27 protein-coding genes are annotated in these 20,424 nt (G+C 67.6%); 12 read left to right on the forward strand and 15 right to left on the reverse strand.

The window, feature by feature from the left end; all coding sequences use genetic code 11:
* Positions 1–28: 28 nt before the first annotated feature.
* The 8 genes from VIU94_RS21570 to VIU94_RS21605 all read right to left on the reverse strand — a co-directional run bounded on the left by VIU94_RS21570 (position 29) and on the right by VIU94_RS21605 (position 3,559).
* Positions 29–550, reverse strand: a complete 522-nt coding sequence (locus tag VIU94_RS21570) for an HNH endonuclease signature motif containing protein (protein ID WP_331913487.1) — start codon at positions 548–550, stop codon at positions 29–31.
* The gene (locus VIU94_RS21575; RefSeq protein ID WP_331913488.1) at positions 547–1,296 is read right to left on the reverse strand and encodes a class I SAM-dependent methyltransferase; all 750 of its coding nucleotides are present in this window, start codon (positions 1,294–1,296) and stop codon (positions 547–549) included. Before VIU94_RS21575 ends, VIU94_RS21570 begins: the two co-directional genes overlap by 4 nt.
* A complete protein-coding gene (locus tag VIU94_RS21580; protein WP_331913489.1) occupies positions 1,293–1,691 on the reverse strand; it encodes a hypothetical protein in 399 nt (132 codons plus the stop codon). Before VIU94_RS21580 ends, VIU94_RS21575 begins: the two co-directional genes overlap by 4 nt.
* A complete protein-coding gene (locus tag VIU94_RS21585; RefSeq protein WP_331913490.1) occupies positions 1,688–1,930 on the reverse strand; it encodes a hypothetical protein in 243 nt (80 codons plus the stop codon). The genes VIU94_RS21580 and VIU94_RS21585 overlap by 4 nt, the downstream gene beginning before the upstream one ends.
* Positions 1,927–2,175: a hypothetical protein gene (locus tag VIU94_RS21590; RefSeq protein ID WP_331913491.1), complete on the reverse strand. Its 249-nt coding sequence runs from the start codon at positions 2,173–2,175 to the stop codon at positions 1,927–1,929. Before VIU94_RS21590 ends, VIU94_RS21585 begins: the two co-directional genes overlap by 4 nt.
* Positions 2,172–2,687 (reverse strand): hypothetical protein, encoded by a 516-nt coding sequence (locus tag VIU94_RS21595; protein WP_331913492.1) that lies wholly within the window; start codon positions 2,685–2,687, stop codon positions 2,172–2,174. Before VIU94_RS21595 ends, VIU94_RS21590 begins: the two co-directional genes overlap by 4 nt.
* A gap of 288 nt (positions 2,688–2,975) precedes the next feature.
* A complete protein-coding gene (locus VIU94_RS21600; RefSeq protein ID WP_331913493.1) occupies positions 2,976–3,308 on the reverse strand; it encodes a helix-turn-helix transcriptional regulator in 333 nt (110 codons plus the stop codon).
* Positions 3,305–3,559, reverse strand: coding sequence for a helix-turn-helix domain-containing protein (locus VIU94_RS21605; RefSeq protein ID WP_331913494.1), 255 nt, complete (start codon positions 3,557–3,559; stop codon positions 3,305–3,307). Before VIU94_RS21605 ends, VIU94_RS21600 begins: the two co-directional genes overlap by 4 nt.
* A gap of 158 nt (positions 3,560–3,717) precedes the next feature.
* Here VIU94_RS21605 and VIU94_RS21610 point away from each other — a divergent pair, with 158 nt between their 5' ends.
* The 4 genes from VIU94_RS21610 (at position 3,718) to VIU94_RS21625 (ending at position 7,297) form a co-directional block, all read left to right on the forward strand.
* Positions 3,718–4,194, forward strand: a complete 477-nt coding sequence (locus VIU94_RS21610) for a hypothetical protein (RefSeq protein WP_331913495.1) — start codon at positions 3,718–3,720, stop codon at positions 4,192–4,194.
* A gap of 178 nt (positions 4,195–4,372) precedes the next feature.
* Positions 4,373–4,753 (forward strand): hypothetical protein, encoded by a 381-nt coding sequence (locus VIU94_RS21615; protein ID WP_331913496.1) that lies wholly within the window; start codon positions 4,373–4,375, stop codon positions 4,751–4,753.
* Entirely contained in the window at positions 4,750–5,553 is an 804-nt protein-coding gene (locus VIU94_RS21620; RefSeq protein WP_331913497.1) for a hypothetical protein, read from the forward strand. Before VIU94_RS21615 ends, VIU94_RS21620 begins: the two co-directional genes overlap by 4 nt.
* A 40-nt stretch (positions 5,554–5,593) precedes the next feature.
* Positions 5,594–7,297, forward strand: coding sequence for a site-specific integrase (locus VIU94_RS21625; protein ID WP_331913498.1), 1,704 nt, complete (start codon positions 5,594–5,596; stop codon positions 7,295–7,297).
* Positions 7,298–8,022: 725 nt separating this feature from the next.
* On the opposite strand, the gene VIU94_RS21630 is transcribed toward VIU94_RS21625, so the two are convergent.
* From VIU94_RS21630 to VIU94_RS21650, 5 genes are all read right to left on the reverse strand, one after another.
* Entirely contained in the window at positions 8,023–8,262 is a 240-nt protein-coding gene (locus VIU94_RS21630) for a winged helix-turn-helix domain-containing protein (RefSeq protein WP_331913499.1), read from the reverse strand.
* Between the two features lie 270 nt (positions 8,263–8,532).
* Complete coding sequence (locus VIU94_RS21635; RefSeq protein WP_331913500.1) at positions 8,533–8,949, reverse strand: DUF6941 family protein; 417 nt, start codon at positions 8,947–8,949, stop codon at positions 8,533–8,535.
* On the reverse strand, positions 8,949–9,137 hold the full coding sequence (locus tag VIU94_RS21640) for a hypothetical protein (protein ID WP_331913501.1): 189 nt from the start codon (positions 9,135–9,137) through the stop codon (positions 8,949–8,951). The genes VIU94_RS21635 and VIU94_RS21640 overlap by 1 nt, the downstream gene beginning before the upstream one ends.
* 23 nt (positions 9,138–9,160) lie before the next feature.
* A complete protein-coding gene (locus VIU94_RS21645) occupies positions 9,161–9,391 on the reverse strand; it encodes a BrnT family toxin (RefSeq protein WP_331913502.1) in 231 nt (76 codons plus the stop codon).
* Between the two features lie 252 nt (positions 9,392–9,643).
* Positions 9,644–11,221 (reverse strand): TROVE domain-containing protein, encoded by a 1,578-nt coding sequence (locus VIU94_RS21650; RefSeq protein WP_331913503.1) that lies wholly within the window; start codon positions 11,219–11,221, stop codon positions 9,644–9,646.
* A 651-nt stretch (positions 11,222–11,872) separates the two neighbouring features.
* On the opposite strand from VIU94_RS21650, the gene VIU94_RS21655 reads away from it, so the two are divergent.
* Positions 11,873–12,727, forward strand: coding sequence for a helix-turn-helix domain-containing protein (locus VIU94_RS21655; protein WP_331913504.1), 855 nt, complete (start codon positions 11,873–11,875; stop codon positions 12,725–12,727).
* A 147-nt stretch (positions 12,728–12,874) separates the two neighbouring features.
* Positions 12,875–13,234, forward strand: coding sequence for a hypothetical protein (locus VIU94_RS21660; RefSeq protein ID WP_331913505.1), 360 nt, complete (start codon positions 12,875–12,877; stop codon positions 13,232–13,234).
* A 14-nt stretch (positions 13,235–13,248) separates the two neighbouring features.
* On the opposite strand, the gene VIU94_RS21665 is transcribed toward VIU94_RS21660, so the two are convergent.
* The gene (locus tag VIU94_RS21665; protein WP_331913506.1) at positions 13,249–13,518 is read right to left on the reverse strand and encodes a GntR family transcriptional regulator; all 270 of its coding nucleotides are present in this window, start codon (positions 13,516–13,518) and stop codon (positions 13,249–13,251) included.
* A gap of 403 nt (positions 13,519–13,921) precedes the next feature.
* On the opposite strand from VIU94_RS21665, the gene VIU94_RS21670 reads away from it, so the two are divergent.
* Positions 13,922–14,224 carry a hypothetical protein gene (locus VIU94_RS21670; RefSeq protein WP_331913507.1) on the forward strand — a complete coding sequence of 101 codons (303 nt, stop codon included), beginning with the start codon at positions 13,922–13,924 and terminating at the stop codon, positions 14,222–14,224.
* Positions 14,225–14,753: 529 nt separating this feature from the next.
* Here the strand turns inward: VIU94_RS21670 and VIU94_RS21675 are convergent.
* Positions 14,754–15,026, reverse strand: a complete 273-nt coding sequence (locus tag VIU94_RS21675) for a hypothetical protein (protein ID WP_331913508.1) — start codon at positions 15,024–15,026, stop codon at positions 14,754–14,756.
* Between the two features lie 101 nt (positions 15,027–15,127).
* On the opposite strand from VIU94_RS21675, the gene VIU94_RS21680 reads away from it, so the two are divergent.
* The 5 genes from VIU94_RS21680 (at position 15,128) to VIU94_RS21700 (ending at position 20,406) form a co-directional block, all read left to right on the forward strand.
* Positions 15,128–17,062, forward strand: a complete 1,935-nt coding sequence (locus VIU94_RS21680) for a hypothetical protein (protein WP_331913509.1) — start codon at positions 15,128–15,130, stop codon at positions 17,060–17,062.
* A 35-nt stretch (positions 17,063–17,097) separates the two neighbouring features.
* Positions 17,098–17,277: a hypothetical protein gene (locus VIU94_RS21685; RefSeq protein WP_331913510.1), complete on the forward strand. Its 180-nt coding sequence runs from the start codon at positions 17,098–17,100 to the stop codon at positions 17,275–17,277.
* 11 nt (positions 17,278–17,288) lie between these two features.
* On the forward strand, positions 17,289–17,951 hold the full coding sequence (locus tag VIU94_RS21690) for a hypothetical protein (protein WP_331913511.1): 663 nt from the start codon (positions 17,289–17,291) through the stop codon (positions 17,949–17,951).
* A 6-nt stretch (positions 17,952–17,957) separates the two neighbouring features.
* Positions 17,958–19,949 (forward strand): hypothetical protein, encoded by a 1,992-nt coding sequence (locus VIU94_RS21695; RefSeq protein ID WP_331913512.1) that lies wholly within the window; start codon positions 17,958–17,960, stop codon positions 19,947–19,949.
* 190 nt (positions 19,950–20,139) lie between these two features.
* A complete protein-coding gene (locus VIU94_RS21700) occupies positions 20,140–20,406 on the forward strand; it encodes a WhiB family transcriptional regulator (RefSeq protein ID WP_331913513.1) in 267 nt (88 codons plus the stop codon).
* Positions 20,407–20,424: the final 18 nt, after the last annotated feature.

Consider the following 20,424-nt stretch of genomic DNA (forward strand, 5'->3'; position numbering starts at 1 on the left):
GTCAGACGGCAGTTGATGTTCGATGCCTTCATTGGCTCGCCTTCTTGTTCTGCCGCTCCAGGCGACGGCGCTCTGCCGTTCGGCGGTTGGCAGCCTCGCGGCACTTCCGACAACCGCGCCCTGGTCTGCAGGTCGGAGGATTGATATAGGTGTTTTCTTCGTCGTACGGGTGGCCTTGTGGGCAGTGCGTCGCCGTGACATGCACAGCGCTGATCGAGTTACTCCGAAGCGAGTTTTGGCGCGGCGTGGCAACCGTGAGGTGCGCCGGATTAACGCAGGATCGATGAACGCAGCGCCCGCCCTCGCAGACCTCCGGGTCGTGGCACCGATGGTCGATCTGTAGGCCGTCGGGAATCGGGCCGTTGGCCATCTCATACGAGACGCGATGGGCGTAGATCAGCCGACCGTTGAGGAAGAACTTCCCGTATCCGTCAGCCTTGCTCGCCGTCCACAGCCAGCAGTGCCCAAGGTGGGCGCCGCCATCCGCGATCGGCCCGCGCCGATCGACCTTGGACCAGAAGCGCTCTTCCAGCGTCCACTGTCGGCTCATCGGGCCCGCCTATAGGCCGTCAGTCGGTCGTTTATCCCCCACCACGTGCGGTGGTGCGGACTGTCTCCGATCTCGCTCCACTCGGCGTTGAGCAACTCGAAGAAGGAATCATCGGCGCAGCATCCGCCCTCCCCCTCGCCCACGTAGAAGAGGAGATCCCCTGCGTAGGAGGCGAGAGCGTGGGCGCCCCACGGCTCGGAGTAGTTCGGCCACGACAGGAACAGCGCCCGATCCGGATGCCTCGCAGCGGCGGAGGCGTCGCCCCTGAGTAGCGGAGCGTACGGCTCCAGCACGGCGACGAAGCTGTTCTCGGTGGCGGGGTTCGGCTCGTAGGCGACCACGTCCACGCCAGCCTGGCTGAGTTGCCAGGCCCAATAGCCGGAACCGGCACCTACCTCGACCAGCTTGCGCCCGTCGAGAAGCCCTGCGACCCAGGCGATGTCGCCGGGACTCGGGATGGACCAGGCGTAGGTGCCAACCAGCATCGTGCGTCCGACGTCCAACCCGATTGTGTGCCCGTACGGGGTGACACCGCGCCATGTGACGTCACGGAGGGATGGGATGCGGCGGATCAGCTCCCAGTACGGGTTCTCGATCCCCTCAGGGACAAGCTGGTCGTGCTCGGTGCCCGCGATGGCGAAGGTCTTCTCGTACGGGTGGAAGCTGTCGCCGCCTCGCGCCCAGTACTCCTCGATCTCCCGAACGGCCCGCTCAAAGACGAGCGGCTGAAGGTCGATCCCCTTCATGCGCTGGCCTCCACCTGATCGATGGTGCTCACGGTCGAGGCGGACACGGCGGTCCACCGCCAGGAGCCGAAGTAGAGCTGCTTCTCGTGCCGCACGTAGATGACCGGCTCCGACCGCAGCAGCTTCGCGGCGGCGTGCCACGCCTGCCGGTCCAGCTTGAGACGCCCGTTCCGGATGCCAGCCAGCGTGTAGTACCAGCACGGGACGGCGTGCCATCCCAGAGTGTCCGGGCTGCCAGGCACGACGGCCCACGCCTCGACGTCGCGCAACTCCGGCTCGTACTCGCGCACCCCGTACGGGTGCTCCACGGCCGCGACCGCGCCGGCCGGGACGCGCAGGACGGCGACCTCCACCACGGAAGGGCGGGCGCCCACGATCAGACGCGCGGTCGTCACCGGCCCTCACCCGCCCACGGGTGCCACGGACCGCCGTCGATCCGGCACCAGATGCAGGCGTCCACCGGAAGCTGGTACGCCTCCTGGTTGGCCTGGGTGTGGTCGCACGTCTCGACGGCCTCACCGAGGTCCATCCCGGACAGGGTGACCGGCCGGTTCCGACCGGCCGTGTCCAGGCCGGTGAACCTCACCTGGTACTCGGCGGGCAGGGCGGAAACCTCGGGCAGCACGTCTCTCACGACGCCACCCGCCCGTCCTGCTCGGCCGGCCGGTACAGCACGCCGTGGCGCGGGAACACGCAGACCTGCTCGGCGCCCTCCACCGTCATCGACCAGGAGCCGGAGACGATCTCACGCCGGCCCAGCGCGATGGCGTCGCCGCTGGTCGCCGGGATCAGCTTGGAGATCAGCAGTTCGCGCCCGTCTCCCATGACGAGCGTGTCGCCCACCACCAGGGACGGGCCGGACATCGGGACGCCTCTCACGCGGACACCTCGGCGTCCTGCTCGGCCTCGCGCGTGACCAGGTCCCACACCTCGACGGCCAGACCGTGATAGGTGCCCTCGGCCGTCAGCTTGACCCTGCCCTCCAGGTGCGGCGACTCGGTCACCTTGCCGCCGAGCAGGTCCGCGTACGCCTGCAGCGCCTCACGCGGATCCCCATCGGTGACGCAATGCCCCTCGACGCGGTTCGGCCTGCTGCTGCTCAGCGACCAGTTGACCCGGACGGGGCCCTCGCCGATGAGGAAGGACACGATCGCGGCGGTCCGCTGGTAGGCGAGCCGGTCCAGGCCGTCCTGGTCGATCTCGATCCACTCGGCGACCGGGTCCGGCCGCCACACGGTGCGGGAGTCCTGGTAGGCGTAGGTCAGCTTGCCCAGTGCCCGCTTGGCGTCGTCGGCGTTCTGGCTGGGTACGGTGCGGCCGATCAGGGTCTCGCCGTCGCGGATCTCTACGGCGAACTCGGCGTAGCTGAAGGGGTCGTATACCGTGGTCATTGCTACCTGCTCTCTTGTCGATCAGTCAGTTCGGTCTTGAGCGGGTGGTCACGGCCTCGCCGGGGTGCTCCGGCGGGGCCACAGACGTTCAGGGGGCGACGATCTCGGCGGCGTACTCGATCGCGTCGTCGATGGCCCGCAGGATCCGGGCGAGCAGGAACGCGGCCTCGATGCTCCGGTTGAAGCGTTGAGTGACGGTCATTTCGGGCGTCCTCCGTGATGGGGGTAGGTTGTGTGCGGGATGTCCTCCCGCCGCCCCGGTCGTCGCATGACCGGGGCACAGTCATGTCAGGCGTCCGCGCGGTGCAGGCGGCTCACACCGAAGTCGGCCTGCGGAATCTTGGAGTTCCGGCCGGCCTGTGCGGGCTGGCGCTTGGGCTGCGCCTGCCGTCGCGGCGGCTGCTGCTGGCGCTTCTGCTCGGGCTTTGGCTTCTCGCTCGGCTTGGCAGGCTGTTCGGCGGACCGGAGGATCTCGGCGATCTGCGCCTCGGTCCACCAGACGTGGTGGCCCAGCTTGGAGCGCGGGATCTGGCCAGCGGCGCCCTTCTGGTACATCCAGGACGGGCTCTTGCCGACGAGCTTCGCGGCCTGGCGCACGTTGTAGCGGGTCGGCGGAGTCACGCGGACTCCCGGCTCCGCTGGAGCACCACGATGGGGCAGTTCAGGGCGTCGGCGAGGAGCCGAAGAACCTCTGGCGTGGCATTGCGGGTGCCGGACTCGATCTCGCTGACCAGGCTGACGGACTTGCCGATCCGCTGGGCGAGCGCGGTCTTGCTCAGGCCGGACATCTCTCGGGCGTACCGAACGGCTTCGGGTTCGTGGTCAAGCGGGTCCTTGGGCGGCTTGCGATGCCGGATCGGTGCGTTCGACATGATGCGAAGGTAGTGCGAAGTAATGCGAAGGGTCAACCCTTCGCACGGAGTAACTTCAGTCGCTTTCGCACCACAGGGCGCATGGTCAAGGCTTCAATCACTGTTCGACATGTAGTCCTGACTGGACACGGGTGCGAAGGAATGCGAAGGTAGTCAACATGAGTCAGCGACCGGACCCTCCCCCCGAGGGCACCCTCCTCAAGGCTGCGCTCACGAAGTCCGGCCTATCCGCCCGCTCCGCCGCCGCCGCAGCCGGCATCAGCGAAGGTCGTTGGCGGCAAATCGTCAGCGGCTACCAAACCATCAGCGCGGGGGTCTATGCGCCCGTCCGCGGGCCGAAGGAAACGGTCGCTCGCATGGCCAACGTCGTCGGGCTTTCGCCAGCCCTCTTGGAAGAGGCCGGACGAAGCGATGCTGCCGATGTACTGCGAGACATTCAGGCAGCTAAGGATGCCCGCGCCGTCCCACCCGATCTCGCTGGCATCGAAGACCCTTCCCCCGCAGAGGCCGCGATGCTGCAGTACCTCGCCTCCCTGCAGGAAGAGATCCGGCAACTAAACAAGAAGGTCGACGCGATCACTATGGATCGTGATCAGGATTCTGGAAATGACGGTCGGCAACAGCGGGGTGCCTGACGCGGCTGGAACTTTTCGCCGAAATCGGGACAAGCCCGAAACATCTTGTTACAGAACGACCACAATCCACTCGAAGGTATAGACCGCTCACGGGACTCAGGCGTCACATAAAGGTCCCGACAGCTCAGAACGGCGAGGGACAGCACAAAGTACGCATCCAGGGGAGGTGCGGGCGTTGATGACGTCCCCGAGCAACGACGCTCCATTGTCCGATCCGTCCTACAACAACCTGGTCAGAAAGGCACTCCGGCTCGTCCGACGCCAAGAGCGGGCATCCGCCCGCGAACGCGCCCTCGCAGAGATGGTGGTCTACACGGAACTCGCCCTCGACGAGGCCAGACGCCAGGCCAGCATCGGTGACGACGGTAGCCACGTCCCGGAGCAGATCGCCCGGATAATGCGGGCCCCTAAGGGAGCCGACCGGCTCGCGATCGTCTATTACGACGGCATGACGATCAAAGTCAGCCTGCACCCCCTAGGGAAACGCAACCCGGAACGGGAAGCCGCTGTATGGCGGTGCATCCGCGAAACCGCCATGCGGGCGCGGGACTTGACGTGAACGATCCGGGGCAGGAGCACGACAACGTTCAGCAATACCGGCGCGAGCGGCTAGAACCAGAGATCGCCGCGATGTCCGTCGAAACCGGCGACGACGACAACCCCATCGTGATCGTCAATATCGACGACCCCACAGCCAAGAACGCAATCAAGAAAGTGATCGTATGGCTCGGCGCCATCCTCGGCATCGGGTCGATCATCGAATGGGTGCAGCGCTCAACGCGTCGCCAACTCGCCTTCGCGATAGCAGGGACCGCCGCCGTTGCCACCTCGGCGACCATCGTCGCCACCGAGACGGTCCTGCCCGACAGGGGGCGCCCTGCCTCGCCCGTGATTGCGCACCGAGTCGTCACCTTGCCGCCGGCGCCGCCCATCACGGTCACCGCCACACCCAAGCCCCGCCCCACAAAGACCCGCGCCACCCAAGAGCCGACACGCCCGAAAACGCGTCCGACTCGCACCGTCGCGCGGCCCCTCCCGGCCGCGACCGTCGCCCCGCCGCGGCCCGAGCCCACACGGTCCAAGCCGCGGGCAACGCCATCTGCCACCCCGTCCGTGCGGCGCACACGGCCCCCCGTACGGACGGAGGAAGCCGGGCCCGACCCATCCGGCAGTGACGTCGGCCCGCCGGCCAGCGTCACCCCCACGGCCTCCCCGCCGCCGACGCAGCAGCCGACCCCGGATCCAGAACCGGAGCCGACGACGTCCTTCCCTGATCCGCCCGCCGATGCGACGCGAACCTGTGACGGCCTCGTCGAGGTTGACCTGGATCCGCTGCTCGATCTCTGCCTCCTCGGCTAACCTGCGGCTGAACCCTCACAAACCCTCAAGGAGTCGCCGTATGGCGTTCCATCAGTTACGCCCGGACGGCGTCATCGTCGCCCGGTGGAAGCGGGCGGACGGCACGATCGGGACCAAGTCCCGCCACCCCGACACGAACGAGTACTGGAAAGACGGCGACGAGGCCGACGCCTGGGGCGAATGGATGGAAGACCTCGAAGCGCGAGGGATCGCCCCCGACTACTCCCGCAAGCGGAAGAAGAAGCCAGAGCCGGAACCGGAGCCCGAAGGCGGCGACGACGGCATCACGGTCAACGAGTGGTTCGCCCAGTGGTGGACGAGCATCGACGTCGGCCTGAAGTCGAACGACAACTACGCCTACATCTTCCGGGCGCACGTCTTGCCCGAGTGGGGGCATTGGCCGTTGAAGGACATCACCGCCAGCAAGGTCAACGCCTGGGAACAGCGGATGATCGACGCCGGGTATGCGCGTGACGGAGTGCCGAGCAGCGCGCGCACCCGCCTGTCGACTCTCCTCGGGGACGCTGTGACCGAAGGGCTCATCGGCTCCAACCCGGCACTCCGGCAACGCCATCGGGGCCGCCGTTCGGGTGTGGGTACGGGCGGGCGCGGTCAGGAGACGTATGTCATCTCGCCGTTCGAGATGGTGGCGCTCGCCGAACGCATGGCGATTGCGTCCGGCCGCGACCAGGACTTCGTGTTCGGCATGCTGCTCGGCTTCACCGGCATGCGCTGGGCGGAGGCGGTCGGGCTGCAACGCCGGTACGTGAAGCTAGGAAAGCTTCGCGTGGACTGGCAGTTGCTCGAACACCGCGGGAAGCTTTACCTGCTGCCGCCGAAGGACGACAGCAACCGCGACATCGACATCCCGCCGTTCCTTCAGGACCTGCTCGCCCGGCAGATCGCCGCCCATCCGGAGCAGCGGTGCACGTGTGAGCCGGTGGCCATCCCGGATCAGAAGGAGCAGCCGTGCCAGGGCGGCGGCGCTTTCGTCTTCCTCACGCCGAACGGTGGGCATCCTCGCAACTCCAACTATGCCCGCCGCGTCTTCGATCCCGCCGCCGATGGCCAGTACACGGCGGCGAAGAAGGACGCCGTCCGGGTGCCCGTGCTGGTCGAACTCGACAGCAGTTGGCCGGGCCGTCCGGTGCCGGCGTGGCCCCGCGCCACCCCGGGCCGGCCATGGCAGCGTCCCGCGGCGAACGCCTACCGCGGGCGCCCGCTGGGGATCGGCGTCAACAGCGGGTCGGTGCGGCGGGATCTGGTGGAGTACGCGATCGACGCGGGCATGTCGGAGGCGGAGGCGCGCGCGATGACGCGGCAGCAGCTGATCGACCGGCTCGTGCGGCCTCACCGGGTCGGTGAGGATACGACGGTCGCTTCGTGGCTGCCGATCAACGAGGGCATGTCGCCGCATGATTTGCGGCACTGGCACAGCACGCTCATTCACGGCCAGACGCCGCCGAAGTTGCGCGACGACCGGATGGGGCATGTGTCGCCGGACATGCGCGGCATGCGCGGCCGGTACACGGACATTCTTCCGCAGTGGCGCGCCGATCTTCGAGGGTTTCTGCAGGGGGTGTGGGAGGAGGCTCTCGCGGAGCGGGCGTGGTTCGGGGAGCGTTCGCCGGTAGGGGTGGTGGATGAGTTGCTGGCTCCGTTCCGCGACGGAAGGGCGGAGCCGGTGGCTCCGTTCGAGCGGCGCGCGCAGCTCCTCCAATTCCCTACCAGACTTACAGGTTAATAAGATCGTTTCGCGAATCCATCGCGAAAAGGTCCCGGAAACCGGAAACGCCCGGCTCCGATTTTCATCGGACCGGGCGTTCTGCCTGTTCAGTGTGCGAGCCCCCAAACGGAATCGAACCGTTGACCTTCTCCTTACCATGCAGATTCGACCGATCGCGCCACCTGCTAGGGGAGACAACCTTGCAGGTCAGATGCCGCGTCATTATCAGCCAGTCACAGCCAAGCGAGATCATTATCAGCGAACCGTCGCGAATCCATCGCGAACGCGAACCGCTCGTCTTCCGTCGCTCTGTGCACCGCCGATCGTGACGACCGCCGGATGACGGCCGTTCGACCGTCATATAAACAAACGCTTACATCTTCACAACGCGGCGGTAGTGACGGATGCTGTGACGGCCCGACGCTCGGGGACAGTCGGGACATCAGGCCCATTAGCGAGGCAGGGGGAGCACGGCTCAAATGACAAAGACGTCACCAAGCCCGCAACCGACCCACAACAGCACAGCAGCCCAACTGGCCGTCATCGAGCACACCTACCCCCGCTGGGACATCCGTCCGCGGCCCGGAGGCATGTGGCTGGCACGCCGCGTCACGCCGCCCACGCCTGCCCAGATGGAAGCCGGCGCTCACCAGTACATCATTCAGCCGAATCTCCAAGCCCTCGCCGCCGTGCTGTGCCGGCAACTCCTCATCGATCAGACTGCGAGGGCGGCTTGATTGCGCCTACTCCCTGTCCTCGGGTGGCACGACAAAGGTCCCCTGCGACCGTTTGATGACCACGGTCCCCTCCTCTGCGAGCTGATAGACGGCGCGCAGGGCGGTGTTCCTTCCGATCTCGTACTGCTGCATGATGCGCGGGATTGCCGGGATGGCCGTCCGCGGCGGGAACTCTCCGCTTGCGATCCGCTCTCTGAGGTCGTCAGCGACCTCTTCGTAGCGGTACTTCGGCTCCCACTTGATCATGACCGAACGGTAGTGGTGCAGGGCAGACCCCATGCCGCCGGGAATTACCCAGGACCACCCCGGCAGTCCCAGGACGTCCTCTGCGGTACCGCCCGATCCTCCGACGTCTGACGTTTGTCTGAAGACATTTGCGGGGATGGCAAGCAAAAGCGGCGGCGCGGGAAACAGTATCCCTCGCCAGGGAGCTGTCGGGCCCGCGCCGCCGCACCCACACGGAAAGGTCCCGTCCTCCCAGAGGGAGAACGGGACCAGGGTGGTCTGCTTGCCTGTCTACCGAACGGTGAAGGACCGAGTCTCTATCTGATCGCTGATCGTGAGCCGCCATTGGTAGCGACCAGGCGCCAACGGAAGCGACGGGATCGACAGCGTGAAGGCCCCGTCCAGTGTGCTACCAGGAGCCACTCCTGGAGGGCGCCCTACTTCGAACTCGCCAGCGTGCCGGATTGCTGACAATTCCTCGCCGATGCGGACGTTCACGGGCCGACCGTCGTCGTCACACAGTTCCAGGACGAGCGGGATCTTCAGGTTCGCTCGATCCCACGGCACGCCCAACAGCACGACGATCGCGGAGTTGTTCGTAGGACTGCCAGTCATGGACCAGCCCGCCCCGAGCATGTGGACCTTGCCTGCCGGGTCGGCCACAGCCGCATCGCACAAGATGAGGGTAATGTCGATTGGTGAGGCCATCAGTGCAGGTTACTCACCAAAATGCCACTGGATCGGGTCGACGTAGGACTTGGCGTTCCTGGCAGTTCGAGCCGTTCGTTGAACCCTCGCGATGGCACGTCGACCTCGACTGGTTCACCGCGCGCCATAACGCGGTCGAACTCCTCTTCGGTGGTGTCGAACTCGGCAAACTCGTCGTCTCGCCCCATATGAGCCATCATGCGCTGTCCTTTCATGTGGCAGCAAGAGCGGTTCTCAGCCGCCAGGTCCCGTCGAGCTCGTCCACAGGCTGAAGGATCACCTTGATCGGTCGCCCAGTGCGCGTCTCTCCCAACACGTATAGGCGCAGGCCGTGTTCCGGATGGTCATCCCAGACGGCTTGCCGGTAACGGTTGGGCGACTGACATGCATCCCGCACCTCCTCCGGGGAGACACCATGCTTGGCGACGATCTTCTCGGCCATCGCCTGGCTGATCTGGATGTACCCGATGTATGGCCGCTTCATGGTTGCCCCAGGATCCCACGTGGCGCGCAGCCGCAGTAGGGCTCTGACCCAAATGCGGGCACGTCGGGGCATACGCGAGTCCCACTCCTGTGGAGTTGGCCGTGAGGGCTTGGGTTGGACGCTCCATGCGACGCGCTGGTTTACCGGCAGCCCTGAAATGGCAGCGGCCCCCCGGACTGCCTAATCCGGGGGGCCGTGCGCGTGCGGAGATCAGAACGGCCAGTCAGCCGACCTCCCCGCCTCAAGGAGCGGGATGAGCCGGAAGGCCGCGTCCGAGAGCCCGCCGAAGGTGTGGCGGTTGCCTGTCCCGGACGACCCGTGGCCGCGCTGGTAGCCGGCAAGGTTCCACGTGTAGACCGGGACGTGGGCGGGGACCTGCCGGGTCGGCTCTTCGCCGTGCCAGCCGCCCCACGCCTGCTCGTCGGTGACGATCACCACCCGGTCGTGGCCCTGGTAGTGCTGGCGGACAGCCTGGGCAGTGTTGGTGCCGCCCATGCTGCCGAACCGCTCCACCGCCTTCAGCACCGACTCGCCCGAGTTGACGGCGATCGGCGCGGAGCCGGTACCGAACTGGACCAGGTCCGCCGAGTTGGCGCGCAGCGCGAGCGCCGCACCGAACACGGCCGCGGTGCCCGCCCGGTTGAGGCCGGACTTCTGGGAGATGCCGTCGAACATCGACCCCGACCGGTCCACCAGGATCAGCGTCCGTCCGGACAGCACGGGCACGTTCGCCAGGGAGTGGCCGAGCGCCTGCTCCAGCGGGTACGCCCACCGCAGCGACGGCGCCGCCTTATACGCGGCGAGGAACCGGAACGGGAACTGCTTCGACCGTCGCACCTGCTCGGGGTCGGCCAGCTTCGCGGCCGCAATCTGAGCGACCTGGTCGGAGACGCCTGCCTGGTCGAAGTTGCGCAGGTTCCGGGTGAGCGCCATCAGCCCCATGGACGGGATGACGGCCTCCCACGCCTGCTTGTCCATCGGGCCCTGCAGCCAGCCGGCGAGCGCCTCCCACGTCATACCCGCGTCCGCGAGCGTCGCCGCCACCGCGTCGGGGACCCCGCCCATGATCGCGCGCCGTTCGGTGACCGGGATGGACATCAGGTGAGCGCGCCGGCGCAGCGTCTCCAGCGACTCCGGGATGTCGTTGTCCCGGTTGTGCCGCCGGTCGAGGGCATGCTGGAACAGCGCTCCCTGCCACGGCTTGTCCGGGTGCGGCGCCGGGTGGACGAGGTCGATGACGTCGCCGAACCGGTAGCCCTTCGAGTCGGTGTCGTACTTGAGCAGGTTCCGCTCGTTGTACAGCCGCTGCACAGCATCGGCCACGCCGCGCTTGACCGGCTTCGGGACCGCCCGCCCGTACGTGGACGTCCAGTAGGCGAGCGCCTCGCCGGGCTCGTCGGCGCGCTGCAGGACCGTGTTGACGAGCCGCCGGTTCAGCCCCTGCTCGCCCGCGGCGAGGCGCGCCTTGACCGCTTCGAGCGCGGCGACGAGTGAGGCGGAGCGCATGTTCGCCTCGGAGCGCAGCCACGGCAGGAACCTGGCTATCCACTCGCCGTCCTCGACGGCCACCTGGTGGACGAGCTGGCGGAACCGGTCGTCGCGGTTGCCGGCCTTTTCGTAGAAGGTGTCCTCTCCGACCATGTTCGAGACCGCGAGAAGGAACAGTTCGCCCTTGGCGTCGCGTGCGTAGCCAGGAGCGCCCTCATGCGTGGCGCCGGACGGCGTGGCCTCGGTCTGGACCGGGCTGAACACCGCGGTCCGGGTGGTGATGCTGTTGAACTTGGCCATAACGCAACGAACCCCTCTCGAAGTGGATCGAGAGGGGTTCGTTCAAGAGATCGCGCCCGAGGTCAAGAGTCGACGAAGGTACGTAGGTGCTCTGCCGATTGAGCTAAGGAGCCGAAGCTCCTACTGGACTCGAACCAGTAACAACCCCATTAACAGTGGAAGTAGCCCTCATCTGTCGCACCGGGCACGCGCTCTGAAGTTGTATCCCTCCCGAGATCAAGGCGGCGACGGAGACCGTATGTGACTTAGGCCGCTCGTCCACACTGACCGGAGCCAGCGGCGGGATTCGAACCCGCGTCCCACTCTTTGCAGGAGAAGAACCCGTCACCTGCGCACCGGGAAGGTGCATATCAAGTTGTGAGGCTCAGAGGTCGGGAGAGGGGTCCGGCGTAGTTTCACCCAAAGAAGTAGCCGGTCCCCGTTCGCACCTGAGCCACCGTCAGACTAGCGGACGAATCTCTGATGCGCCGCACGTTATTCGGCAGATGGGAGTACGGGCCGCCATTTATGCACTTCAGCATCACAACCTGATCTTTTCAGGGATCAGCACTGAGTTTCTTGAAGATCTTGGCGAAACCTCCTGACTATCGCCTACTCCCGGCGTAGCGTCGGACACGTACGGCAACTCCGCCCGACAGGAGGAACACGCCCGTGGCCAGCACCGAGAAAATCAACGAGGCGCGGAAGGTACTCGCTGACCGGCTCCGCGAGCTCCGCCAGCATCCCGCCCACGGCAAGCCCCTCACCGGCGACCAGCTCGCCGAAAGAATCGGCTGGCCGGGTCGAAAGGCACGCATCAGCAAGATCGAGAACGGCGTCCAGCTCCCCAGCGTCGAGGACATTGAAGCGTGGGCTGTGGCATGCGGCGCCCAAGACGAGATCCCCGACCTGATAGCGCAGGTACGCAACATCGACAGCATGTACACGGAGTGGCGCCGCCTGGAAAAGACTGGGCTCGGCGACATCCAGCAGGCGTTCGTCTCCCTCTACGAGCGCACTACCCAGCTCCGCGTGTGGCAGCACTCGGCGGTTCCCGGCCTGCTCCAGACGGAGGAGTACGCCCGCGCCCACATGTCGGCGATCATCGCGTTCCGCGGCATCCCGGATGATGTCGACCGGGCGGTGGCGGCCCGCATGGCGCAGCAGGAGACGCTCGGCGGGGTGCGGCGGTTCATGTTCCTGCTCGGGGAAGCAGCGCTGCGTACGCCGATGGTGGACGGCGCCGGCATGCGCGAGCAGCTCGACAAGCTGGCCGGCTTCACGCACGACCACGCCAACGTCAGCCTCGGCATCCTGCCGTCCACGGTCCGCCCTCCGGTGATGCCGCCCGAGAACTTCTGGCTGTACGACACCAGCGAAGTGCGAGTGGACGGGGTCGCGGCCCAGTTCCGGATCAAGAAGCCGGACGACATCGGCGTCTACGAGAAGGCGTTCACGGCCCTGGCCGAGGTGTGCGTGTACGGGGAGGCTGCGCGGGCTCTCATCCAGGCCGCAGCAGATCTTTAAGAAACTTCGCGAAACTTCGTTGAGCTGTGACGACGTAACTCTCTAGCGTCATCGGCGAACCACCTTCTCGCAGGCCAGGGCATCGGGGACCGCGCCACCCGCCCCAGCCTGCAGCGGACCCACCACCGACCGCCGTGAGGATTCGCCATGCCCATCCGGCCCGACGCACCGCCCACCCTGGACACCGCCGCCGCGGCGCGAGCCGAAACAGCAGCCCGCTTCAACGCCACCCGCGGACCCCGCGCGATCAGCACTGCGCCGCCACTCGACGCCGTCGCCGACATCCGGGAACGCCAGCGCGCCGTACTCACCGCCACGTTCCCCGCCTGGACGATCACCTACGGCACCGACCTCTTCGGCGGCCTGACCTGGATCGCCGAACTACGCGATGCGCCGTCGCTCGAACTGGCGACGGCCGGCGTCGAGCGCAGAGTGCAGCGCGGCGACCCGATCGAGCTCATGACGGCTCTGACGTGGCAGATCGAGACGGCCTCCCGCCGCTTCTAGCTAGACGGCCCCGACTACCGGTCGCCGTCGCTCTCCTGCTCGGTCTGGAGCTTCTCGGCCGCGCCTTCGAGCACGTAAGAGCCGGTGCCCCGCTCGGTCTCCACCAGGCCCGCCTCGCGCAACGCGCGATGAACCTTCTGGGCGACCGTGTTCGACATCTCGTACTCGGTCATCAGCTCGTGCACGGTCGGCACCCGGTCGCCGGGCTGCAGCTCGCCGGTCCGTATCTGCTCGCAGATGGCACGGAACGCCTGCCGCCACTTCGATCGACTCGGATGCACCACGTGATCAGCATTGTGTGCTGTACCTGGGCAAACATAGGTACACCATGACGCCCTGTAATACGGCGAGGTATGGTTTACAACACCTTGACGTGGCACACTGCGAACGGGTCCCTAAAGAAGACGGCCCCGGGCCGGTGCTCGAACACCGGTGATCCCCAGGGCCTGCCGCACGATGGAGGTGCGATATGCCAGAGTCTACGGCCCACGCCCGCTGCGTCCACTGCTGCACAGACATCGTCAAAGAACAGGTCGGCTGGCGGTCCGCTTCACGCGACCTGACCAAAGACCGTGTCCCCTGCCCGGACAGTCCGACCGGACGTCACGAGCCGGCCTGCCTCACGGAGCGTGTCCCCGTGCAGGCCGTGATGGAGTGCCCGTGCGGGTTCCGGACGGGAGACCTGGCATGACGACCGTGGCCTACGCGCTCGGCGAAGTGCAGAAACCCGACGAGCCCGCGACGCGGCATGCTGTGGCCGACGCCATCCCGGGAGAGTGGGGCCGGTCGTCCTGTTCATTGCAGCAGCGTGTTTGGGTGCACGTGGCGGCGGGCGCCGCCATCCCCTACCCCGGCCCGATCGGCGACGATATGGCCTGCCCCGAGTGCACGTCCATCGTGGCGGCGGCCCCGCCCAGCCCAGCCGACCAGTTCAAGCGGGAGAAGAGTCGCTGGACTTCGCTGATCTGGAAGCGCGACGAACCCTCCTAGGCCACACCCCGGCAGCCGCGTCGGCCCCACCACCCTTCCGCGGCTCCCGGGTTCCGCCGGACCTACCTCCGTAGGGCCCGGCGCGGGGGCCTCCGCCTGATCGAACCGGGGGTGGAGGCCCCCAGTCCCACAAGCAGCCCGGCTCCCGAGTACGGGGGTCGGGCCGGGTGGTCCCCTTCTGGAAGCCGTTTCGAGGGGAAACGAACGTCGGGGGCCACCCCGCAATACACCGTCCCCGAAGGGCGCTCCCGCGTCGCAGTCCCACACCGCCCGGGATGACGCCGGAGTAGAGCCTGGCCGGTTCGCCCTCCGGGGACGGTCCCCCACGAGACGCGAGGAGCACGGATGCCGAAGAAGCCCCAGCCGACACCCAACCCGTGCGCCGGCGGCCACCGCGGGCCGTTCACTACCGACCCGGGCACGGGGAACCGGACGTGCCGGGCCTGTGGCATGACCACGATGGGCGGCTGACGAGCCCCCCAGAGCCGAAGCCCCCGCCCGACGAACCTCCGGGCGGGGGCTTTGTTGTTCAGTGGCCGGGGGGCTTCCGGCGCTTCTTGGGTTCGGCGAGATCTTCCTTGATCGAAAGAAGCTCTCGCCATTCCTCGGGGTTGAGCCGCTCGGGGAGCGATGCGTCCGGGTTGCCGAGCCACCATTCGATGAGGCGGTTCACGACTTCGGTCCGGTTGGTGTCGCGCTTCTGTGCCGCCTTGCCGAGGGCGTTCCAGCGGACGATCCGCATGTTGCGGCCCTTGGTCCTCGGATGGTCTGGCACGGGATCACCATAACGGCGTGCGCTCACGGTCAGCAATGTGGTGCCTCCTCGGGGTTGCGGTGTGGATACACCGGGGCTACCGTGTCAACGTACCCGGTGTGGATACACCACGCAACGGAGGAGACGGCATGCATGGCGAGGGCCCCGACTGGTGGGCGTGGATCTGGACCCATATCGAACCGTTCATCCCGCCGCCCGACATGCGGTGGATCGTCGGCGTGCTGTGCGCCGTCGCCCTCACCATCGTGTTCGGGCGCGCCACCCTCCGCGCCTGCCGAAGCGGATGGGCGACCCTGAAGGCGTACCTGAGCAGCCGCCCCACAGAGGACGTGCTGACGATCGTGGCCGCCTCCATCGCGACCGGCGTCTCCGCGACCGGCATGTGGCGCTTCACCGAAGACGTGCTCCACCTGCCGTTCGCGCTGCGGGTGCTGCTGTTCGCGTTCATCGAGGTCGCGATCATCACCTCCGCTGTGCGCGCCCGCCGCAACATGCGGGAGAACTTCAGCGCCGGCATCGACGGCATCGCCGTGTGGGCCCTCACCGCCTTGACGGCCGTGCTGTCCAGCATGGACGCGCGCAGCCTGCCCGAGGCGCTGTTCCGCCTGGCCGCCCCGCTGGTGGCGGCCTGGCTGTGGGAGCGCGGCATGGCCATCGAACGCCACCGCATCCGCGGCACCAAGGGCATCCACTGGCGGCTCACCCCCGAACGCGTGATGGTGAGGATCGGCCTGGCCGAAGCTCGTGACCGCACCGCCGCCGACGTGGATGCCCACCGCAGGCTCACCAAGGTCGCCCTGTCCGCCAAGCGGGTCAAGGCGCTACGGGAGAACGGCGCCCCCGAACGCAAACTGCGCGCAGCCTTCGCCCGGCTCGACAAGGTCATGGATCAGGCCGTCGAACACACCGGCCTAGCGGACGACGAGACCCGGCAGGCGGCTCTGCTCGCCCAGATCGACGCGCTCAACAGCACGGGCGAGTTGGCGCGCCGGGGCAGGGTCGCCCAGTGGGCCGACCCGGACGCCCCCGACAAGCCGGCCGAAATCGATGCCGCCGCATCTGACCCGCACATCTGCCCCGCCAAGGTCGTCAAGGTGCCCGTCACTCTCCGGCGGGTCGTGGAGAAGCCCGTCGAGACGATCGTGGAGAAGCCGGTCACGGTCGAGGTCGAGCGCCTCGTTGAGACCGTGGTAGAGAAGCCCGTCGAGGTCGAGCGCGTCGTTGAAGTGCCCGTGCCGGTGACGGTGGAGAAGCTCGTCGAGGTCCCCACGCCGGTCGTGCCCATCGATGCGCTCGACGCCGCTCGCATCGCATACGAGCACAGCCTCACCGGCCCCGGCCGGCCCCTCGGGCAGCGCGCCCTTGCGAAGCGGTTCGGCATCGAACACCGCACCGCCGAAGAGATTATCAAGACGTCGCAGGAAGCCCGCGGCGAGACGCCGGCCGAGGACCCGCAGATGGACCTCGCCGTGGCGGAGGCGGACCCCGCCGAAGAGGCTGCGCAGAACCGTCACAGCGATTCGGCCGAGGACTCCCCGCCAACTCCCGATGAGGTGTTGACGGCGTGGCTGTTCGCGACGGGCACGGGCGACCGCCAAGAGGCCGCCGCCCACCGTCACAGCACCTCCGCCGAGATGCCCGCCGCCGAGTCCGCCGCGACCGCCGAGGACACGCCGCGACCTGCGGCTGTGACGTTCATCGCCGCCCCCGAGGAGGCCGCCAACGACCGTCACACCACCCCGCCCGAAACGCCCGCCCAGGAGAGTCGTGAGGACGCCGCCGACGAGCAGCCCGCGACGGACGACGAGCAGCCCGCCGAGGCGGTCGCCGCCCCGGCACGCCGCATCGCGCTCACACCGCTCGCACCCCTCTTCCGGGAGCCGTCCGCCGAGCAGTCTGTGACGGGTCCCGAAACGCTCACGCGACCGTCGCACGACGACAGCTTGAAGCCCTTCGACCGCGCTATCGCCGCGGCCATCTCCGAGCGCCGCCGACTGCCCGCCCTCAACGGCGCCCGCCCGTCCGCGCAGTCCTCCCGGAACGGTTCGGGACCCGCGTCCTGAACCGGCCCCCAACCTTCTCCTGATTGGAATCCCTCATGGCTCTTCTCGTGGTCGTCGCCTGCCTCGCTGGTGTGGTTGGCGCGATGATGAAGTACCGGATCACCTCCTGGTGGGAGCTGATCCTCCTCACTGGCTTCGGCGTTCTGTCCACGGTCGCCTGGTACAGCGGAGCGGTAGCCGAGTTTTGGGCTGCGGTCACCGCGTGGGCGAACTGAGGGCGGCCGGCATGAGTTGGATCATCGCTCTCACCGTGCTGCTGGTACTGATCGCCGCAACCGAGAAATCCGAGAGGAAGCCGTTCGCCCGGGTGCGTGACAGCCGCATCTACCAGGGCGGGCGGCGGCGGACCATCGACGTGGGCCGGGCCGCGTGGGGAAGAGGCCCACGGAACGGGAGGCCGGTCAGCCGGGACCTTCCGCGGAACGAGCGGCCGGCGTCACGACCGGAACTGCCCGACCGGGACCGGCGCCGGGATCGGCGTGCTGCGATCGCCTACGACCCGCCACCCGCCAGGCCCGAGGACGCGCCCTCCGCCACGGTGAGCTCCGCGTCCGGCAATGTCACGGTCGACTTCTTCCAGGGAATCCTCACCCTCATCAGCGCCCCCTACGAGGGCCCTAACGATGCGCTTCGCCAGTTGAAGGCCCTCGCCGAGGGCGGCCGGCAGTGGAACAACGGGCTCATCGGCATGCACCAGCGCATGAGCGACCCGGGAGACATGCGCATCGACCCGTTCGTGTCCGATCACGTCGTGCGCGCTGCGGCGCTCGGCCAGGCGATGGTGCTGGAGCTGGTCGAGGCGGACGCGGCCATGACGGCGCTGCTGAACATGACGCTGGCCGAGTTGACGGAGCGCGGCCTGTGGATCCCGAACGCCAAGAGCAGGTAGGCGTCGATGAAGAGAACCAAGCAGCAGCAGCCTGTCGGCTACACGGTCACGTTCACGCCCCAGCAACAGCAGCAGCCGCCGAAGCGGCGGGCGTGGCCTGTCCGGGCGGGCCGGTGGCTGCACCGCAACCGCCTGTGGCTGATCCCGCTGTCGGTGCCGCCGGGCCTGTCTGTGATGGCGCAGAAAGCTCACACAGGGTCGTGGTGGTGGTGGTTCATCCCAGCCGTGCTGCTCGTCTCCTCCGCCATCGTGATGGGTGCCCCGGACCGGTGGGACCGCGTCTCGGAGGTGCGGTTCGCCCGGGCGACCGCGGTCGGGATCGCCTCCTGGCTGATCGCCGGGACGCTGTGGGGTGCCTGGAACGCGTTCATGACGTACACGCTCGGCGGGCTGTGGACGCTGTGGACGGGCATCTGGTGGTGGCACAAGCGGCCCCGCAAGCAGGACAAGGCTCTCGCCGAGTGGGACCTGCAATGGCAAATGATCATCCACCGGATGCGGCCCAAGCCCCTCACCAACAGCCACGTCATCGACGTCGACCTGTCGGACGAGAACGTGGACGCGCTACTCGTCCAGCTCGACCGGGGACGGCAGGACATCGGCGACCTGCGCGCCGCCGGCAATAGCATCCTGTCGGCGTGGGAGTGCCCGGAGGAGACCACGTTCCGGGTGTCCAAGCACGGCGGCGGCAACCGCAACCTGGCCTGGTTCCGCATCCAGCACGCCAACCCTTTGGCAGAGCGCCGCGAGTGGGACGAGGACCTCGCCCCCCGCTCCTTCCTTGACGAGTTCGTGGTGGGGTTCACGCCCGAGGGCGCCCTGATCAAGACACTGATGCGGAAGGCCCACTGGTTCATCATCGGGATGACGCAGTGGGGCAAGAGCTCGTGGCTGGGCCAGTTGATGGCGCAACTCGGCGCGTGCGACGACACGATCATCTGGTTCATCGACCTCAAGGGCGGCGGCACCGTCGCGCCGTGGCGGCGCATCGTCGACTGGGAGGCCACCACGCAGGACGAGGCCGAGGCGATGCTGTCCGCCGCGGTCCGCATCATCAAGGCGCGCAACGCCGTCACCGACGACCACGAGCCGTCCCCCGAGGATCCCGCGATCATCATCGTGGTCGACGAGGCCAACGAGGCGTGGGGGCAAGGGACTGGAACGTCCAGGCTCGTCAGCCTGGGCGTGTCCGTCGCTTCGCTCGGCGCCGGCATGTCCGTTCACCTGGTCGCGGCAACGCAGATCGGCGGCCTGTCGTCGATGGGCGACGAACGCATCCGCGGCAACATGGGCAAGTCGATGGCGTTCCGGCCGGAGAAAGACGAGCACGCCCAGTACGCGCTGCAGGACTGGGCCAAGCTGAACGCCTCCCGCCTCGACGAGCCCGGCATGTTCTATTTCAAGGACAACGAGAAGGACAGCGTGCTGGGCCGCGGCTTCTGGCTCTCGCGCCCGCAGCGCGCCCGCCTGGCCCGCATGTACGCAGACCGCCGCCCGGTGCTGCCGGAGGCGCTGGCTCTGCATGCCGGCGAGGCGTATTTGACCCGCCATGACCGCAAGGCGGCTGCCAGGCCGTCCTCCCCTACCGTGAAGGAGCCCACCGTGTCCAGCCCGCAAGAGATGGCAGCCGCGATCGAGGCGGAGCTGCCGGCGTTCGTGAGCGTCGCCGACATGAGGGCGCTGGATGAGGCTCGGGCCGACGAGGGCCTGCCTCCCCTCTCGGCCGAGAGGGCCCACCAGAACAGTCAAGATCGTTTCGTGGAGGAGTTGCTTCGCGGACCCCGCTCCCCCAAAGAGCTGGCCGCCGCCTCCGGCATGAGCGTGTCGTGGGTGCGGCACATCCTGCCGCGCCTCGCCGACTACGGGGCGGTCAAGCAGGAGGGTCCGCGTCAGCCGTACGAAGCGGTCCCTGGGATGGATCTCCACGAGGCGTTGGAGGAGATCAGAAGCGACCGCCGCAAGCTGGAGGCTCAGGCCAGGGAGATGGTCGGATCATGACGTCACTCACTGTCGGTGATCGACGTGCTCGAAGATCATCTCCGTGCACTTATGGGCCCCTGTACGCGTGTAGGCGTGCGTGCGCGAGGCTCCGTGCACCTTCCGTACACCTTCCCGGGAGGGGCTCGTGCACCTCCCGTGCACCTCGCAATGATCTACGGAGCGTGACCGTCGAGAGGGGATGTCGATCATGCTAGAGACGCTGCTGTCCGACCTCGTCGACATGGCCACCGAGACCTCATGGATGTCGTGGGGCCTGTGCGCCGAGGCCGACCCGGAGTTGTGGTTCCCCAAGGTGGGCGAGCCCTTGCGTCCCGCCAGGAAGATCTGCGGCGACTGCCCGGTCCGGGAGGAGTGCCTGGAGTACGCGCTCGACAACGACATGCAGGCGGGCATCTGGGGCGGGCTGACACTGCGGGAGCGGCGGCGAGTCAAGCGGGTCGGCTTGGCGGCGTGACCGCCACCACACACGAGA

This window comes from Streptomyces sp., from assembly GCF_036566765.1.
Classification (GTDB): Bacteria; Actinomycetota; Actinomycetes; order Streptomycetales; family Streptomycetaceae; genus Streptomyces.

What these genes read in the sequence shown, in the direction of transcription:
- VIU94_RS21625 (WP_331913498.1), top strand. Translation starts at nt 5,594, where the DNA reads ATGGCGTTCCATCAGTTACGCCCGGACGGCGTCATCGTCGCCCGGTGG.
- VIU94_RS21695 (WP_331913512.1), top strand. Translation starts at nt 17,958, where the DNA reads ATGAAGAGAACCAAGCAGCAGCAGCCTGTCGGCTACACGGTCACGTTC.
- VIU94_RS21650 (WP_331913503.1), bottom strand. Translation starts at nt 11,221, where the DNA reads ATGGCCAAGTTCAACAGCATCACCACCCGGACCGCGGTGTTCAGCCCG.
- VIU94_RS21690 (WP_331913511.1), top strand. Translation starts at nt 17,289, where the DNA reads ATGAGTTGGATCATCGCTCTCACCGTGCTGCTGGTACTGATCGCCGCA.
- VIU94_RS21630 (WP_331913499.1), bottom strand. Translation starts at nt 8,262, where the DNA reads ATGATCAAGTGGGAGCCGAAGTACCGCTACGAAGAGGTCGCTGACGAC.
- VIU94_RS21610 (WP_331913495.1), top strand. Translation starts at nt 3,718, where the DNA reads ATGAGTCAGCGACCGGACCCTCCCCCCGAGGGCACCCTCCTCAAGGCT.
- VIU94_RS21605 (WP_331913494.1), bottom strand. Translation starts at nt 3,559, where the DNA reads ATGTCGAACGCACCGATCCGGCATCGCAAGCCGCCCAAGGACCCGCTT.
- VIU94_RS21595 (WP_331913492.1), bottom strand. Translation starts at nt 2,687, where the DNA reads ATGACCACGGTATACGACCCCTTCAGCTACGCCGAGTTCGCCGTAGAG.
- VIU94_RS21570 (WP_331913487.1), bottom strand. Translation starts at nt 550, where the DNA reads ATGAGCCGACAGTGGACGCTGGAAGAGCGCTTCTGGTCCAAGGTCGAT.
- VIU94_RS21660 (WP_331913505.1), top strand. Translation starts at nt 12,875, where the DNA reads ATGCCCATCCGGCCCGACGCACCGCCCACCCTGGACACCGCCGCCGCG.
- VIU94_RS21700 (WP_331913513.1), top strand. Translation starts at nt 20,140, where the DNA reads ATGCTAGAGACGCTGCTGTCCGACCTCGTCGACATGGCCACCGAGACC.
- VIU94_RS21685 (WP_331913510.1), top strand. Translation starts at nt 17,098, where the DNA reads ATGGCTCTTCTCGTGGTCGTCGCCTGCCTCGCTGGTGTGGTTGGCGCG.
- VIU94_RS21635 (WP_331913500.1), bottom strand. Translation starts at nt 8,949, where the DNA reads ATGGCCTCACCAATCGACATTACCCTCATCTTGTGCGATGCGGCTGTG.
- VIU94_RS21670 (WP_331913507.1), top strand. Translation starts at nt 13,922, where the DNA reads ATGACGACCGTGGCCTACGCGCTCGGCGAAGTGCAGAAACCCGACGAG.
- VIU94_RS21645 (WP_331913502.1), bottom strand. Translation starts at nt 9,391, where the DNA reads ATGGCCGAGAAGATCGTCGCCAAGCATGGTGTCTCCCCGGAGGAGGTG.
- VIU94_RS21575 (WP_331913488.1), bottom strand. Translation starts at nt 1,296, where the DNA reads ATGAAGGGGATCGACCTTCAGCCGCTCGTCTTTGAGCGGGCCGTTCGG.
- VIU94_RS21640 (WP_331913501.1), bottom strand. Translation starts at nt 9,137, where the DNA reads ATGGGGCGAGACGACGAGTTTGCCGAGTTCGACACCACCGAAGAGGAG.
- VIU94_RS21615 (WP_331913496.1), top strand. Translation starts at nt 4,373, where the DNA reads ATGACGTCCCCGAGCAACGACGCTCCATTGTCCGATCCGTCCTACAAC.
- VIU94_RS21680 (WP_331913509.1), top strand. Translation starts at nt 15,128, where the DNA reads ATGCATGGCGAGGGCCCCGACTGGTGGGCGTGGATCTGGACCCATATC.